Here is a 16,965-nt window from a genome sequence, read left to right as displayed (position 1 = left end):
TATGGCAAAGAAGATTGTTATCGCACTAGGCGGAAACGCACTCGGTAACACAGTTGATGAGCAGCGTGAAGCTGTTGCTCATACTGCGGAAGTAATCGTTGATTTGATTGCTGAAGGTCATGACCTGATAGTTACACACGGAAATGGACCTCAGGTTGGAATGATTCAGAATGCAATGGATGCTCTTGCAGCTACACACCATGGATATGGTGCGGTTCCGCTACCTACAAGTGTTGCTATGTCACAGGGATACATTGCAATCGACCTTCAGAACGCAATAAAATACGAGCTTAAGAAGAGAGGAATGGATAAGAAGGTATCATCGATTATCTCACAGACACTCGTTGATCCTGCTGATGAAGCATTTAAGAATCCGACTAAACCGATTGGAAGCTTTATGACTAAGGAAGAAGCAGATAAGCTTGTTGCACAGGGTGTCTCAGTAGTTGAAGACTCTGGCAGAGGTTACCGCAAGGTGGTTGCATCACCAATGCCATTAAGAATCTGCGAACTAGGAACTATCAAAACACTTGCTGAAGCAGGTCATGTTGTAATCACTTGTGGAGGTGGTGGAATTCCAGTGTTTGACGAAGGTGGTAAACTCGTTGGAGCAGAGGCTGTAATAGATAAGGATAACGCTTCAAGTCTTCTTGCAAGGGAGATTGGGGCTGATTATCTCGTAATTCTTACAGCTGTAGAAAAGGTTGCCATCAACTTCGGCAAGGAGAACCAGGAATGGTTATCAGATCTTTCAATTGATCAGGCTAAACAGTACATTGCTGAGGATCAGTTTGCAAAAGGTTCAATGCTACCTAAGGTTGAAGCGGCTATTCGCTTTGCAGAATCTGGAGAAGGCAGAAATGCGCTTATCACACTGCTAGAGAAAGCTAAAGAAGGTATAAACGGAGAGACGGGAACGGTTATTCATAAATAGTTCATCACGTATAAAATAGTTGTCCGTAAAATTCATAGGAGTTATTAAGAAAATGAACATACCTGTTAATTTTGCGATGTGGGGCATGGCTATCTTGCCAATCATCGTATTAATCGTATTAATGATCAAATTCCGCTGGGGTGCTACTGAAGCTGCTCCAGTTGGATTGATTGTAACAATTGTATCTGCAATGACGTTTTACAAAGCGCCAGCCAATCTTGTTGCCGTTGAGAGTGCAAAAGGTGTATGGAGTTCTTTGGTAATACTTTTAATCATCTGGACGGCGATATTACTATATCAAGCAGGTCAAGAAGCGAACGCTTTTCTTGTGATCAAAAATGAGCTTAGCAAGCTCATTCCAAATGAGCTACTGCTGATATTAGCTCTCGGTTGGGTATTTGTAAGTTTCTTACAAGGAATTACTGGATTTGGGGTTCCAGTTGCAGTTGGAGCACCGCTATTAATAGGAATAGGTGTAAGACCAATATATGCTGTTACAATCTCGCTTCTAGGCCAGGCATGGGGAAATACCTTTGGCACATTGGGAGCAGCGTGGGATGCACTTGCCGATTCTGCTGGAATTAAAGCTGGAAGTGATGAGTATTTTAAGGCAGCTTTTTGGGCAGCGGTATTTCTGTTAGCATGGAATCTTGTTACAGGAGGTATTATTTGCTGGTTCTATGGTAAAGGCAGAGCTGTTCGCAAGGCATTTCCCGCTGTTCTTATTCTGACACTTGTTGGAGGAGGCGGACAACTAGTTCTCAGCCAGATTAATACGACGCTGAGTAACTTTATTCCTGCGGTTTTAGCTCTTGTTATAGTTATGCTTCTCGGCAGGATGAGGCTCTATAATACTGATTGGAAAATCGAAGAGTCTCCAATCATGGACAGAACCGAAAGAAGCGATAAAGCTGAAGGTGAAATTCCTGATATGACACTATTTCAGGCATTCCTTCCATATTTGCTTTTATCAGCTATGACGATTGCAGTTCTAGCTATAAAGCCTGTTAATGAAGCTCTTGGCCAATTTAAGATAGGCATCACAGTTCCAGAAACACGTACGGGATACGGAATTGTAAACATGAGCAGTGACAATTATTCGCCAATTGCGATATTTACACAGGCTAGCATGTTTCTTTTTCTTGCTGCCATAATAGCGCTTGCGTATTACAAGAAAAAGGAATGGATAAAGGAAGGGGGCATAAAAACTGCATTTGCAAATTCTATTTCTATGACCATGCCTTCAGGAATGGCAGTAATAGGACTTGTTATAATGTCAAAGATAATGGGTGGCACTGGTCAGACAATAGTTCTTTCACAGGGAATTGCAAATGTACTCGGAAGCAAGTACCTGCTACTCGCTCCGTTTGTTGGTCTTCTCGGAACATTCATGACGGCTAGCAATATGAGTTCAAATATATTATTTGGCGGATTCCAGGTCACTACTGCTAATTTACTTCATGTTTCTACTTCAGGAGTACTCGGTGCTCAGACTTCAGGTGGTGCTATTGGTGCTGCAGTTAGTCCAAGTAAAATTATTTTAGGCACGACTACGGCGAATATTCTCGGCAAAGAGGGTGAAGTGCTTAAGATTTTACTCGCTATAACAATTCCAGCAACGATATTAATCGGTGCTTTCTTGTTCACAGTATTTGGAATATAGGAGGTTCGATATGGATAAAACAAGTTTCTGGAAGACAAAGGCTGGTGCATTGACTGTAGGTTTTATACTTGCAATGTTAAGCTTTATGATTATATTAGTTGGGATTAAGATGAATTCTGAGACGATTGAGAATTTCGGACTAGCTGTGGTAATTGTTGCAGTCTTAATTTCACCTATAAAAGTTTTTATACTCGATAAACGAAGTAAAAAGGAGGATTAAAGATGGAAATTGAAATGATAACAGGAAGAATTGCTCAGAACCTAGAGTATCTAAAAAGATTTACTTCTACACCTGATGCAGGCTGTACTAGACTTCCTTTTACAAAGGAGACTCGCGAAGTAGTTGATTATCTCAGAAAAGAGATGGAGGAAATAGGTCTCGAGGTTAAGGAAGACGCTGCTGGGAATGTCTACGGAATTCTTAGAGGAACAGATTCATCTCTACCTTGTGTAATGACAGGCTCACATGTCGATTCAGTACTACATGGTGGAAATTATGATGGTATCGGTGGAGTAGTTTGCTCGCTTGAAGTTGCAAGGCAGATTGTTGAGATGAAGCTTGAGCACAAGAGAGACCTTGTTGTAATCGGTTTCATGGATGAGGAAGGAATGAGGTTTGGTACTGGCTATTTTGGTTCAGGTGCTATTCTAGGACATAGAAATGCGGAATACACCAGACAGTTTTCCGATATAGACGGTGTCACTATTGCTGAGGCAATGAGAGCATATGGACTTGATCCAGATAAGATTGAGGATGCTGCATGGACAGAAGGATCTATTGGAAACTTTGTAGAGGCTCATATCGAACAGGGACCAGTACTGGATCAAAAGAATATTGAAATTGGTCTAGTTACTGGAATTGTTGGAATTCAGAGGTATATGGTCAAGGTATATGGAAGAGCTGACCACGCTGGTACAACACCGATGGATATGAGGCTTGATGCAGCAGATACAGCAGCAAAGGTAATATCCAAGATTGCTGATTGGGCTAGAGAAAAAGCGGATGGTACGGTTGCAACTGTTGGACTGATTAAGGTTCCTAATGGTGGAATGAATATCGTAGCCGAAGAGGTTGAATTTACTGTTGACATTCGCTCAATGAACAATGACAATATAAATGATATTGCAAATAGGATTAAAGTGGCATTAGCACGTGAGTGCAAGATAATGGGTGGATCATTTAAGATTGATACAAAACTTGTTATCACACCAGTTGAACTTAACAAGAGTATGCTAGATAAGCTTGAGACCTCGTGTAAAACACATGGTTTCTCGTACATGAGAATGCCAAGTGGAGCAGGTCATGACTCCCTTGAAATCGGTCAGCAGCTACCTACTGTAATGGTGTTTGTGCCTAGTAAGGATGGAAGAAGTCACACACCAGTTGAATTCAGTAAGTATAGCGATCTTGCTAAAGCTTCGGTACTGATGACAGACCTGATTGCAGATTTATTGAACAAGTAATATTAATAATGGATGGTGAAGGCTATGGTGGATGGTAGATATAATTCTGCCTTCAAAAGGAAAAACGTTAGACAACTGAGACGTGCGCTAAAGATGACACAAAAGGAATTTATAGATTACTTTTTATCAAATAGCGACAATAAACCATCGATGAGCATTGCCACACTCTCCAACCTAGAATCAAGGGGAGGAGAGCGTGTCAATGAGGTCGTTAGCTCAGTATGTACAAAGCTCCAAATCGATACGATGTTATTCTCGCTGAGCACGGATGAATTTATCAAAGAGATAGAAAAATATCTTGCTGAGCATAAGGATAACGAAGAATTAGTTCGAGGTATAGAAAAGAAGGGCAGTATTAGCAAACTAGTGAACAGGCTTACTATGTATTTTGCTGACGAGATGCTTGAAGGTAGGCTTAAGCGTGGAGATCAGATTGAATCTGATAGAGAGCTAGCTAGGAAGTTAGGTGTAGGGAGATCAGCAGTTAGAGAATCACTAAAGGTACTTGACGTGCTTGGAATGATTGATATCAGACTGGGGCAAGGAACTTATATTTCTAGTCGGGAAACTAACTTCTTCTCCATCCCATTATCTTGGTCCCTATTTCTTGATGGGGATCAAGTTGATAGTATCTTAACGGTAAGAACTATTCTTGAGATTAAATCAGCTGAACTTGCTGCACAATGCGAAGATCAGGTCAAGCTGAACAGATTAACCGATATCTATAATAGGATGGAGCATACATTTGCTAGTTATGATACCTCGGATAATGTACAAGTTGCTCTCAAAGAAACACTAGATGAGGACATCGATTTCCATACATGTATTGCAGAATGTTCGGGGAATCCAATAATTATATCTATGCTAAGAACAATCAGAAACTTCTTACAGCGAGTAAGTGGGACCGGTATGGTTGAACCGAAGCAGATATCAGCAGTCCTCGTGGAGCATAAAAACCTTTATGAAGCGATTATGTCACATGACCCTGAGGTAGCAGCGCGGGCGATGAAAAATCACCTCAATGAATCGAGTCTGCGTTATAATCTATAAATTAGATTAACTTGTATAAAAAATTGAATTATACTTAGTGAAAAATTGGTTGAAAACTAGCGCAATGCCGTGGTGAAATATATTCAACCAATTTTTATTTATGTTGACACTGTTAGGTGTGAGTAGTATAAATATATGTAAGGCTTTACCTATAGGGCTTTTTAAAATTATTTATTTTATTTGTGCGAATGACTTAAGACGCATATAAACTATTTTATGTAACTATAGTCGTATTAACTTTTTTAATATGGAGGCAAAATGTACAAGATAGTTAGTAAGAAAATCTTGAACCCGGCACTTGGACTTATGGAGATTCATGCACCATTTGTTGCTAGAAAGTGTGAGGCAGGTCAGTTCATCATTCTCAGAGTTGATGAGGATGGAGAGAGGATTCCTCTCACGATTGCCGATTTCGACAGAGATAAGGAGACTGTTACAATCATATATCAGAAGGTTGGATATTCCTCAAATCTGCTAGCAACCAAAGAAGAAGGAGATTACATTGAGGACTTTGTTGGACCGCTAGGTGTTCCATCACCTCTTAAATATACTGATAAAAAGATCATCGGCGTTGCTGGAGGGCTCGGTGCTGCACCAATCTATCCTCAGCTTAAGAAATTAGCTGAGATGGGCGTTAATGTGGATGTTATTCTAGGCGGAAGATCTAAGGAATTTGTAATTCTCGAGGATCAGTTCAGGGAGTTCTGTGACAACATTTATGTCTGTACAGATGATGGCTCATATGGAGAAAAAGGTTTTGTTACAGTTGTGCTTCAGGAGCTTCTAGATAAAGGCGAAGAGTACGAAGAATGTATTGCTATAGGGTCGCTAGGCATGATGAATGGTGTAGTTAATGTGACCAAGCCAGCCGGTCTTCATACAATGGTTTCGCTTAACCCTCTTATGATTGATGGTACAGGTATGTGCGGATGCTGTCGTGTAACAGTTGACGGTGAGATGAAATTCGCATGTGTTGATGGACCAGACTTTGATGGATTTAAAGTAGATTTCAAGGAATGCATGGAGCGTCAGAACTTCTTCAAGGATAAGGAGAAGGAGATGAACGACCACGCATGTAAGATAGGAAGGGGTCAATATGGCTATTAATAGAAATATGAGTCTTGAGAAGGTCAAGATGCCTGAACAGGATCCTAACGTAAGAAATAAAAATTTTGACGAGGTAGCACTTGGATATACTCCAGAGCTTGCAATGGAGGAAGCTCAGAGGTGCTTGCACTGCAAGCATAAACCTTGTGTAGGCGGATGTCCTGTAAATGTTCCAATTCCAGAGTTTATAGAGAAGGTTGCAGAAGGTGACTTCGATGCAGCATATGAAGTTATCACAAGAGAGAATGCACTTCCAGCAATTTGCGGACGAGTATGTCCACAGGAAGATCAGTGCGAGGGCAGGTGCGTTCGTGGTATCAAGGGAGAACCAGTTGGTATCGGTCGCATGGAGAGATTCGTTGCAGACTACCACATGGCTAAAGGTGATACGTTTGAACCAGTTATTGAAAAGAATGGAATTAAGGTTGCAGTAATTGGATGTGGCCCTTCTGGAATAACTTGTGCAGGAGAGCTTGCTAGAAGAGGTTATGAAGTAACTGTATTCGAAGCACTTCATAAGCCAGGTGGAGTACTAGTATATGGGATTCCTGAATTTAGACTTCCTAAGTCATTAGTGGCAAAGGAAATCGAGAGTGTTGAGAAGCTCGGTGTTAAAATTGATACAAATGTCATTGTAGGTAAGTCGATTACCGTTGATGAACTAATGAATGATGGATATAAGGCTGTATTTATCGGAAGTGGAGCAGGACTGCCTAAGTTCCTTAACATTCCTGGAGAGAATCTTCTCGGTGTTTATTCAGCTAATGAGTTTCTAACAAGAGTTAATCTCATGAAGTCATTTAAATTCCCAGAGGTTCCTACACCTGTTAAGGTTGGTAAGAGGGTAGCTGTAGTCGGAGCAGGAAATGTAGCAATGGATGCTGCAAGGACTGCAAAGAGGCTAGGTGCGGACGAGGTGTATATCGTATACAGAAGAAGCGAAGCAGAGTGCCCAGCTAGACTTGAGGAGGTTCATCACGCTAAGGAAGAAGGCATTATCTTCAAGTTCCTCAATAATCCGTCTAAGATACTTGGAGATGAGAATGGATATGTGACAGGTATTGAAGTTGTTGAACAGGAACTAGGAGAGCCAGATGCATCTGGAAGACGTAGACCAGTTCCTATTGAGGGCTCAAACTATGTCATCGATGTTGATTCGGTTATCATCTCTGTAGGGACAAGTCCAAATCCTCTGCTTAGAGCGACGACTCCAGGTCTTGATACACAGAGTTGGGGTGGCATCATAGTTGATGAAGCGACTATGGAGTCGAGCAAAGAGTACGTATATGCAGGAGGAGACGCTGTAACTGGTGCGGCTACTGTAATCCTAGCTATGGGTGCGGGAAAGACTGCAGCAGCAGCGATAGATGAGAAACTCAAGGCTCGTAGATAAGTTATGTCCAGGTTCGAAAGAGCCTACATATAGATACATTACCTCATACTTATGGATGATTGAGTACATGCTGATGTATAAGATTGTTCAGAAAAACCCGCTAACGACCTTACCTGTTGGCGGGTTTTTTATGAAATTATACAACCGATTAGTGCGTATGAATTATATTAGAATTCATTATAGTTCTCGTATTATATGATGCTAATTTGGTAAAAAAGTTCGTAATGTTGGCTTATAAATGACTTTGAAAGCCAACATTAATGATAATTTCACCAAATTTTGTATTAATTATTGAAATTTAAATGTTTAACAGATAAGCTATATATTAGAAAAGATGAAATCTAGAATAACGAGATAGATGGAGATGACAATGGAAAGAAAAGTAGGCACGATATCAAGAGGAATTAGATGTCCTATTATTCGTGAAGGCGATGATATCTCAAGTGTTGTGGTTAACTCTGTACTTGAAGCCACAGAGGCTGAAGGGTTTGAAATCAGAGACAGAGATATTGTTGCTGTAACAGAGTCGGTAGTTGCTAGAAGTCAAGGTAACTACGCTAGCGTTGAGGCAATTGCAAAGGACGTTCAATCTAAGCTTGGAAGTGATACGATTGGGGTAATCTTCCCGATTTTGTCGAGAAATAGATTTGCGGTATGTTTACGCGGTATATCGATGGCTGCTAAGAAAATAGTTTTGATGCTTTCATTTCCAAGAGATGAGGTTGGTAACCAGCTTCTCACGGAGGACCAGCTTGATGAGGCAGGAATCAATCCTTATTCAAAGGTTATGTCTCTCAAGGAGTACCGTGAACTTTTCGGAGAAAATAAGCATCCATTTACAGGCGTAGATTACCTCGCGTACTACGGAGAGGTTATAGAGGCAACTGGCGCTGAAGTAGAGATTGTTCTCGCTAATCATGCGACAGAGATTTTGAACTACACCGACAGAGTTATTAACTGTGACATTCACACTAGAAAGAGGACTCGACGCATACTAAAGGATGCTGGTGCAACAGTGCTTGCCATGGATGAGATTCTAAATGGTCCAGTTGATGGCAGCGGTTTCAACAGCAAGTATGGACTGCTAGGCTCCAACAAGAGCACAGAGGACAGCGTGAAGCTTTTCCCAGAGAGCTGTGAAGAAATTGTACTAGATATTCAGAAGTCAATTCTCGATAAGACAGGTAAGTGTGTAGAGGTTCTAGTTTACGGTGACGGAGCATTTAAGGATCCAGTGGGTAAGATTTGGGAGCTTGCAGATCCGGTAGTATCACCTGCATACACTCCTGGGCTTGAGGGTACACCTAACGAGCTTAAGCTTAAGTATCTAGCTGATAATGACTTTAAAGATCTAAGTGGTGAAGAGCTAAGAGAAGCAATCTCTGCTAGAATCAAGGAGAAGGATGATAACCTTGTTGGTAAGATGGAGACAGAGGGAACTACACCACGTAGACTGACTGATCTCATCGGTTCGCTTTGCGACCTAACAAGTGGTTCTGGCGATAAGGGAACACCTGTAGTACATATTCAGGGCTATTTTGATAACTATACAAATTAATATCAGAAACTGTAAAGGCTCGGATTATATCCGGGTCTTTTCATGTGATAAATACTTTTGTATTATATGAAATTCCTGGTAAATACCCTTTACCGATTGTGCAAAATCAAGTAGAATATACGCGGGTTTAAAAGTGAAAGGAAGGAATATGAGGAAGAAACAAAGTCTCAAAGAACGAATTATAGAAGTGTCGTGGGAACTATTCGAGGAGAAGGGCTACGAGGCGACAACGATGAATGACATCATTGAGAAAGCGCAGGTAGCGAGAGGTTCGTTTTATTATTATTTTAAAGGTAAAGAGAGTTTACTCGATACGCTCGCTACAGTATTCGATAACAAGTACAGGGAGATAATGAATGTCATCCCAGATGATACTAGTGTGTTTGATACATTGATGATCCTCAATTTTGAAACTCATACCTTTATTGAGAAGCACATCGATCACGAGCTTCTAGGCAATATGTATGCAAGTCAGTTAACTAATACTGCTGCAAGCAAGCTGCTCGACAAGGATAGATATTATTTCAAACTTCTTGGTGACTTGCTAAAGAGAGGACAGGAGGACGGTGAGATAACTACAGAATTCAGCGTTCCTGAACTTGTCAACAATTACGTAATACTTGAGCGCGCGCTCGTTTCTGACTGGTGCATGAAGAATGGTACGTTCTCACTAGCTGAATATAGCAAAAAGTATATGCCATTATTCTTTGGGGAGTTTAGAGCTAAATAGTTTTTATAAATATTTGAAATAATAGTTAATCGATTTATTTAGCGAGGCAAAGCTTCGCTTTATTTTTTTGCAAAATTTTGAAAATATTTTAACAAAACTGATTGACAAGGTTTTGTCATAATGTTATGGTTATATTAAATTTAGAACGCAGTCTAAAAATTATTAAAGGTGATTGAGATATGAAAGCAATTACTAACATTCAGAAATTTTCAATACATGATGGAGATGGCATCAGAACTACCGTATTCTTCAAAGGCTGTCCGCTCCACTGCACTTGGTGTCACAACCCAGAGACACAGTGCTATAACCCAGAGGTTGAGTTCGACAGTGAGAAGTGTGTAGGATGCGGTTCCTGCATCAGAGTATGTCATACTGAGGCAATCAGTATCGTAGACGGTAAGGCATTTACGGATTCTAACAAATGCGACCGCTGCGACAAGTGCGGCAAGATGTGCCCAAGCTCGGCTAGAAGGGTAATGGGTAAAGATTACGAGCCTAAGGTACTTGTAAAAGAACTGATGAAAGACCTCATGTTCTACGAGGAGTCTGGAGGTGGCGTAACACTCTCAGGCGGTGAAGTGATGATGATGGATATAGACTATCTACTCGCTATAGCTAAGGAATTAAAACGCAATGGAATTTCGCTTTTTATCGACACTTGTGGATATGTTCCATATGAGAGGCTGAGCAAAATTCTCCCATACACAGATACGTTCTTATACGATCTCAAGTGCATGGATGATGAACTCCACAAGAAATACACTGGTGTTAGCAACGAGAAGATACTCGACAATCTCGCAAGACTTTCTAAGGACGGAGCAAGAATTTACGTAAGGATTCCGGTCATCAAAGAAGTTAACGGCAATGAAAAAAATATGCAGGATACCATAAAGTTCTTGCAGGACAACGGAATACACCCAGCAAAGATTAACCTTTTACCTTATCACGACGCAGGTGTTCCGAAATATTCGAAGATAGGAATGGTGTATGAGGGTAATGAGCTACACGCACCTTTCAAGGAAGAGATGGATAAGTTCGCTGAACTATTTATAAAAGCTGGTTTTGTTAATACCAAGATAGGAGGATAGCAATGGCAACACATGGTATGAATGAGAGAATTCAGAAGTTAAGAGATATCAGTGTAAACACACCGGTACACATCGACCTCGAAAGAGCTAAGATTGAGACAGATTTCTACAAAGAAAACGATGGGAAATACTCAATTCCTGTAATGAGAGCTATGGTTCTAAAGGAGTATTTCTCGAAGAAGACACTTTACTTTGGAGATGGAGAGCTTATCGTCGGTGAGAAGGGTAAAGACCCTCAGGCATCACCTACATTCCCTGAACTATGCTGCCACAGTGAAGAAGATATGATTGTAATGAGCGACAGAAAGCTCGTTTCATTCCATACTACAGTAGAGGATAGAGAACTACAGAAGAAGGAAATCATTCCTTTCTGGGAAGGAAGAACTATCCGTGAGAAGATTCTAGCATCGATGAAGCCAGAGTGGCATGAGTGCTACGAAGCAGGTGTATTCACAGAGTTTATGGAACAGAGAGGCCCTGGACACACTTGCGGTGGAGAGCAGGTATTCACTACTGGATACATGGATTATAAGGCTAAGATCAAGGAAACAATGGATAATCTAGACTGGATGAACGATCCTGAAGCTTATGATAAGAACGAAGAGCTAAAGGCTATGGATATCTGCTGTGATGCGGTGATCATCCTCGGTGAGAGATACCACAAGCTAGCGCTCGAGAAGGCTGAAGCAGAGACAGATCCAGTTAGAAAAGCTGAGATTTTACAGATTGCTAAGAACCTCGAAGTCGTTCCTGCACACGCACCACAGACTTACTGGCAGGCAATCCAGCTATATTGGTTCACACACCTCGCAGTTACTACTGAGCTCAATCCATGGGACGCATTTAGCCCTGGAAGAATGGATCAGCACCTCATCAAGTACTATGAAGCGGATACTGAAGCAGGTATTCTCGATGATGAGAAGGCTCTCGAGCTTCTAGAGTGCCTGTGGGTTAAGTTCTACAACCAGCCAGCACCTGTAAAGGTAGGAATTACACTCAAGGAGAGTGCAACATACACAGACTTTGCTAATATAAACACTGGTGGAGTTACACCAACTGGAGAGAACGGTGTTAACGCAGTTAGCTATCTAATCCTTGACTGTATGGATGATATGAAACTTGTACAGCCTAACTCAAACGTAACAATCAGCAAGAAAACTCCTCAGAGATTCCTCAAGAGAGCTTGCGAGATTTCAAGAAAGGGTTGGGGGCAGCCAGCATTCTATAACACAGAAGCTCAGATTATGGAGCTGATAAATGCAGGAAAGACACTCGAAGATGCTCGTCGCGGCGGTTCTTCTGGATGCGTTGAGACTGGAGCATGGGGAAGTGAAGCATATATTCTAACAGGATATATGAACATCCCTAAGATATTCCAGATGACGCTGTTCAATGGTTATGATCAGGTTTCCGGCAAGCAGCTAGGTCTAGAGCTAGGCTATGCTAAGGATTTCAAGACTTATGAGGAGCTGTGGGACGCATTCAAGAAGCAGCTAGAGTATTTCGTAAACATCAAACTTTACGGCAACAACATCATTGAGAGAATCTATGCAGAGTTCATGCCGGCACCTCTACTTTCTGTAGTAACTAACGATTGTATTTCAAATGCTAAGGACTACAATGCTGGTGGTGCTCGTTACAACACAAACTACATCCAGGGTGTAGGAATCGGAACAGTTACAGACTGCCTAACATCGGTTAAGTACAATGTATTTGATGAGAAGAACTTCACTATGGACGAGCTCATCGAAGCTATGGAGCACAACTTTGAAGGATACGACTATATCTATAGCCTAGTAACTGAGAAGACTCCTAAATACGGAAACGATGATGATTACGCAGATGACGTTATGAAACAGATCTTTGACCTGTACCACGACACAATCGTTGGCAGACCTAATATGAAGGGTGGAAAGTACGGAATCGACATGCTTCCTACAACTTGCCACGTATACTTTGGTGATGTTATCCTCGCAACTCCAAATGGACGTAAAGCACACAAGCCGGTATCTGAGGGAATCTCACCAGAGAAGGCTGCCGATGTAAATGGACCTACAGCGGTAATCAAGTCTTGCGCTAAGATGGATCATCTCGCAACAAGTGGTACTCTTCTCAACCAGAAGTTTACACCTGATGTAGTAACAGGTGAAGAGGGCCTAGCTCACATGGCGGATCTCGTTCGTTCTTACTTCGCGATGGATGGACACCACATTCAGTTCAATATAATCGATAGAGCAACTCTAATCGAGGCTCAGAAGAACCCTGAGGAGTACAAGGATCTAATCGTAAGAGTAGCTGGATACAGCGACTTCTTCCGTAACCTTGATAAACCTCTACAGGATGAGATTATCAATAGAACTGAGCAATCCTTCAGCTAAAAGGGATAAACCGTGTATAGAAGCGAATTCGATGTATAATAGATACATGAAGCGGCTATACGTAGTATATTCTAAATAATTACATCATGACTGGATTGGCGTGACTAGTTTGCGCCAATCCATCTAATATAACTTTACTTATAGTATTTGCGTGCGTTAGGAGGCAGAAATGAGAATAGGCTTTATCGGCACAGGCGTTATGGCGAATGCGATGATGGGTGGTATCATCAGCGCTGGAGTATGCAAGCCCGAAAACATCATCGGTGCAGATCCAACTGAGTTTGGAAGAACTAAGACCAAAGAGCAGAATGGAGTAGAAGTTACTGACAATAATCTAGATGTACTAGAGAAATGTGACTATATATTCCTAACTGTAAAACCGCAGTATTATGCACCGGTAATCGAGGGAATAAAGGATCACGTAAAGGAAAATCACGTGTTCATCTCTATTGGAGCAGGAGTGACACTGGACTACCTCAGCAAAGCATTTGGTGGTAAGGACGTAAAAATCGTACGTGTAATGCCAAATACACCAGCTCAGGTTGGTGAAGGTATGTCGGCGGCTTGCCCAAATGAGTTCGTGAGCGAAGAAGAAATTAAGACGACTCTCAGTATTCTGAATGCTTTTGGAAAGGCTGAGGTTGTTCCAGAAAATCTATTTGATGTGGTTACTGGAATTAGCGGCAGTGGACCAGCTTACGTATTCCTATTCATCGAGGCTCTTGCTGATGCGGCAGTTGTTGGAGGAATGCCTAGAAGACAAGCATATGAATTCGCTGCACAGACAGTGTATGGTGCTGCTAAGATGGTTATGGAAACTGGCAAACATCCAGGTGAACTCAAGGATATGGTATGCTCACCAGCAGGAACTACTATTGCAGCTGTTCGCACTCTCGAAGCATATAATTTCAGAAGTGCTGTTATCGAAGGTGCCAATGCAGCTACAGAGAAGTCAGCGGCTATGAGAGGCTAGAGCTTAATTCACAAAACATCTAGCTGATACTAACATGTACATATAGATACATAGAATATCATTGCATAAAAAGAACTCGATTCAGCTGAATCGAGTTCTTTACTTTCTATTTGTCTTTCTTAGACTTCTTATTTTTCTCGTAGTAATGAGAATATGTCTTTTCAATCGCATCTGCAACAGCTCGTGCATTGCCTTTTAAATTCTTGTCAAATAACATATTATCGTGTTTATTGCTAATAAATCCAATTTCGACGAGGCAAGAAGGCATTTTATTGACACTGAGCTCATCATACTCGTTGGTTTCGCTTACAAGCGTTCCAGAGCGTACTTGTCTTTTTGCAAAGCCTTCATCGTGCAGCTGCTTCATAATCTGTTTTCCAAGATAGCGGCTCTTAGGGTTATTATCCTTTGGGAGGAAAACCTCTACACCTTGTGCCCTTGGATCTCCAGCTTTGTTTCTATGAATAGAAACCATTAGCTTGGCTTTCTTTTTATTAGCCATTTTGCCAATTTTTATTCTCTTGGTAAAGCTATCATTCTCACGAGTTAAGTAGACCTTAAATCTTTTTCTGTTAAGTTCTTTTTTTATTTGTAGTGCGATACGAAGCGTATCATCTTTTTCTTTTCGAGACTTAGTTTGAGAACCTGGGTCGTGTCCACCGTGACCAGGATCGATGAAAATTACTCCGCGATCAAGCTTTGGTGGGGCGAGTACGTCTCTATTGCGGTATAGTCCGATTACAAAAAAAAGAACTAAGAAGAGAGATATGAAAAATGTATATTTGCGTCTACGACGCCTTTTCATTTTTTTCTTTCGTTTATCTGCGATGATAATTTCTCGCATCTGCTGCTCTGTAAGTGCCAATTGATTCTCCTGATTTAACTTCATGTATGACACTATGCTACTATATTGCGTAAAAATTGTAAATATTGTACATTGTACTACCTAGAATTATTGATGAAAATTCATTTAAATGCTATAATTTGTACAAACTATGTCTTGATAGGGAGAGGGGCTCTTATGTATGCATTGACGGCGAAAGCCATGCGTTACATGGATGAATATACGATTAGCAAGGGGATACCGAGCGCAGTTCTTATGGAGAATGCCGCTGGGGGACTTGTTAATGAGATTATTTCACGCTTTCCTGACAAAGCCACCGAAGTGCTCGTAGTCGTTGGCCATGGCAATAATGGTGCAGATGGTCTCTGTGTGGCTAGATGGTTAATTCATCTGGGCTATGTTGTCAATGTCTACTTCGTTGGAGATAGAAGCAAGGTTTCGCATGCGTTCACTAACCAACTAAGAATTTTAACATCTATGAGCAAATCCTTTAGGATGTATGGACTAGGTTCGAGAGATGATCTCAAGATTCTACAGCAACGTTACGATGTAATTGTAGATGGTATTTTTGGAATTGGACTAAACAGAAGATTTGGTGCTAACTTTGCTAAGTTTATCGAATATTTAAATACGAAGTCAGGCTTTAAAATTGCGATTGATATTCCTTCAGGGTTAAACGCCACTACAGGTGGTATCATGGATGCCACATTTAGAGCAGATCTCACAGTGACATTCGGAAACTACAAGACAGGGATGTTCTTTGGCGATGGAAGAGCCATGTCTGGCGAAGTTAAATTAATAGATATTGGAATAATCAAATCCGGTTATTCTACAATCGAGGATAAGCTTTTTATATGTGATAAGAGGTTTTTAGATGATACAAGGCATCTGGCACTAGTTTCGCGTGAAGAACGCTCTCATAAGGGTACTTTTGGCTCGGTTGGAATTGTGGTTGGCCCCAACGCAATGATGGGAGCTAGCATGCTGGCGGCTAAGGCTGCCTATAGATGCGGGTGTGGCCTAGTCAAGATATTCTGCCCTAATAAGTACGTTGGGTATTTCAATGTTGCGATACCTGAGGCTGTAGTCGTACCATATAAGAACGATGATATAACTGGTGCTATGACAGATTTTGCCGGTTCCGTTGATGTTGTCCTTATCGGACCTGGTCTAAAAGAAGATTCGACAGGTAGGATTCTAGTTAAGCAGCTACTTGCAATGGAGATAAAGCTGGTAATCGATGCAGGTGCACTTAATATTATCGCACGAAATCTCAAACCTTTCCGCAAGAGGAGGGCTGATTGTGTTATAACTCCGCACATTGGAGAGATGGCAAGGCTGTGCGATGAGGACATAAAGGTCGTTGATAAGAACAGAGTTGGATTTATCAAGAAGTTCTCGCAGCACTATAACGTGAGCATGGTGGTGAAGTCTGATGTGTCGCTGATATCGCTTTTGAACGGTAGTGACCAGAGACTTTTCCTAAATACCCTTGGTAATTCTGGCCTGGCTACTGCTGGATCAGGAGATGTGCTGGCAGGTACTATTGCTTCGCTTATAGCACAGGGCAATAGTCTTAATAACAGCCTTCTGTACGGAGTTATGATTCATGGTAATGCTGCAGATAAGCTTAATACTGGTGAAGATGCTCGAAGAAAGATGATGGCTAGCGATATTGTGGAGAATCTTTTTTAAGAATTATAAGAATCAATAGTTAATTTGAATAATTACGGAAGTCGCTTGCATAAGCATAAGATTAGATCTGAAGTAACTTCCGTTTTTT

14 protein-coding genes are annotated in these 16,965 nt (G+C 41.2%); 13 read left to right on the top strand and 1 reads right to left on the bottom strand.

Going from position 1 to position 16,965, the window contains the following annotated elements:
* The first annotated feature begins 1 nt into the window (after position 1).
* The 12 genes from arcC to proC all read left to right on the top strand — a co-directional run bounded on the left by arcC (position 2) and on the right by proC (position 14,338).
* On the top strand, positions 2-934 hold the full coding sequence (arcC, locus tag QU661_RS05235; protein WP_304989212.1) for a carbamate kinase: 933 nt from the start codon (positions 2-4) through the stop codon (positions 932-934).
* Between the two features lie 52 nt (positions 935-986).
* Complete coding sequence (locus QU661_RS05230) at positions 987-2,597, top strand: L-lactate permease (RefSeq protein WP_304989211.1); 1,611 nt, start codon at positions 987-989, stop codon at positions 2,595-2,597.
* Between the two features lie 10 nt (positions 2,598-2,607).
* Positions 2,608-2,817, top strand: coding sequence for a hypothetical protein (locus QU661_RS05225; RefSeq protein WP_304989210.1), 210 nt, complete (start codon positions 2,608-2,610; stop codon positions 2,815-2,817).
* Between the two features lie 2 nt (positions 2,818-2,819).
* The gene (locus QU661_RS05220) at positions 2,820-4,061 is read left to right on the top strand and encodes a M20 family metallo-hydrolase (protein ID WP_304989209.1); all 1,242 of its coding nucleotides are present in this window, start codon (positions 2,820-2,822) and stop codon (positions 4,059-4,061) included.
* A 24-nt stretch (positions 4,062-4,085) separates the two neighbouring features.
* Positions 4,086-5,111 (top strand): FadR/GntR family transcriptional regulator, encoded by a 1,026-nt coding sequence (locus QU661_RS05215; RefSeq protein WP_304989208.1) that lies wholly within the window; start codon positions 4,086-4,088, stop codon positions 5,109-5,111.
* A gap of 258 nt (positions 5,112-5,369) precedes the next feature.
* The gene (locus QU661_RS05210) at positions 5,370-6,218 is read left to right on the top strand and encodes a sulfide/dihydroorotate dehydrogenase-like FAD/NAD-binding protein (protein WP_304989207.1); all 849 of its coding nucleotides are present in this window, start codon (positions 5,370-5,372) and stop codon (positions 6,216-6,218) included.
* The gene (gene gltA, locus QU661_RS05205; RefSeq protein ID WP_304989206.1) at positions 6,208-7,611 is read left to right on the top strand and encodes an NADPH-dependent glutamate synthase; all 1,404 of its coding nucleotides are present in this window, start codon (positions 6,208-6,210) and stop codon (positions 7,609-7,611) included. Before QU661_RS05210 ends, gltA begins: the two co-directional genes overlap by 11 nt.
* 370 nt (positions 7,612-7,981) lie before the next feature.
* Complete coding sequence (locus QU661_RS05200; RefSeq protein ID WP_304989205.1) at positions 7,982-9,169, top strand: coenzyme F420-0:L-glutamate ligase; 1,188 nt, start codon at positions 7,982-7,984, stop codon at positions 9,167-9,169.
* 148 nt (positions 9,170-9,317) lie between these two features.
* Positions 9,318-9,899 (top strand): TetR/AcrR family transcriptional regulator, encoded by a 582-nt coding sequence (locus QU661_RS05195; RefSeq protein ID WP_304989204.1) that lies wholly within the window; start codon positions 9,318-9,320, stop codon positions 9,897-9,899.
* A gap of 179 nt (positions 9,900-10,078) precedes the next feature.
* Positions 10,079-10,987 carry a trans-4-hydroxy-L-proline dehydratase activase gene (locus QU661_RS05190; protein ID WP_304989203.1) on the top strand — a complete coding sequence of 303 codons (909 nt, stop codon included), beginning with the start codon at positions 10,079-10,081 and terminating at the stop codon, positions 10,985-10,987.
* A 2-nt stretch (positions 10,988-10,989) separates the two neighbouring features.
* Positions 10,990-13,365: a trans-4-hydroxy-L-proline dehydratase gene (gene hypD / locus QU661_RS05185; RefSeq protein ID WP_304989202.1), complete on the top strand. Its 2,376-nt coding sequence runs from the start codon at positions 10,990-10,992 to the stop codon at positions 13,363-13,365.
* A gap of 169 nt (positions 13,366-13,534) precedes the next feature.
* Positions 13,535-14,338 (top strand): pyrroline-5-carboxylate reductase, encoded by an 804-nt coding sequence (proC, locus tag QU661_RS05180; RefSeq protein ID WP_304989201.1) that lies wholly within the window; start codon positions 13,535-13,537, stop codon positions 14,336-14,338.
* Positions 14,339-14,444: 106 nt separating this feature from the next.
* On the opposite strand, the gene QU661_RS05175 is transcribed toward proC, so the two are convergent.
* Positions 14,445-15,203 carry an N-acetylmuramoyl-L-alanine amidase family protein gene (locus tag QU661_RS05175; RefSeq protein WP_304989200.1) on the bottom strand — a complete coding sequence of 253 codons (759 nt, stop codon included), beginning with the start codon at positions 15,201-15,203 and terminating at the stop codon, positions 14,445-14,447.
* A 156-nt stretch (positions 15,204-15,359) separates the two neighbouring features.
* On the opposite strand from QU661_RS05175, the gene QU661_RS05170 reads away from it, so the two are divergent.
* Positions 15,360-16,877 carry an NAD(P)H-hydrate dehydratase gene (locus QU661_RS05170; protein WP_304989199.1) on the top strand — a complete coding sequence of 506 codons (1,518 nt, stop codon included), beginning with the start codon at positions 15,360-15,362 and terminating at the stop codon, positions 16,875-16,877.
* Positions 16,878-16,965: the final 88 nt, after the last annotated feature.

Source organism: Mogibacterium neglectum, assembly GCF_030644205.1.
GTDB lineage: Bacteria > Bacillota > Clostridia > Peptostreptococcales > Anaerovoracaceae > Mogibacterium > Mogibacterium neglectum.
This window is presented reverse-complemented; position numbering and strand designations above follow the sequence as displayed.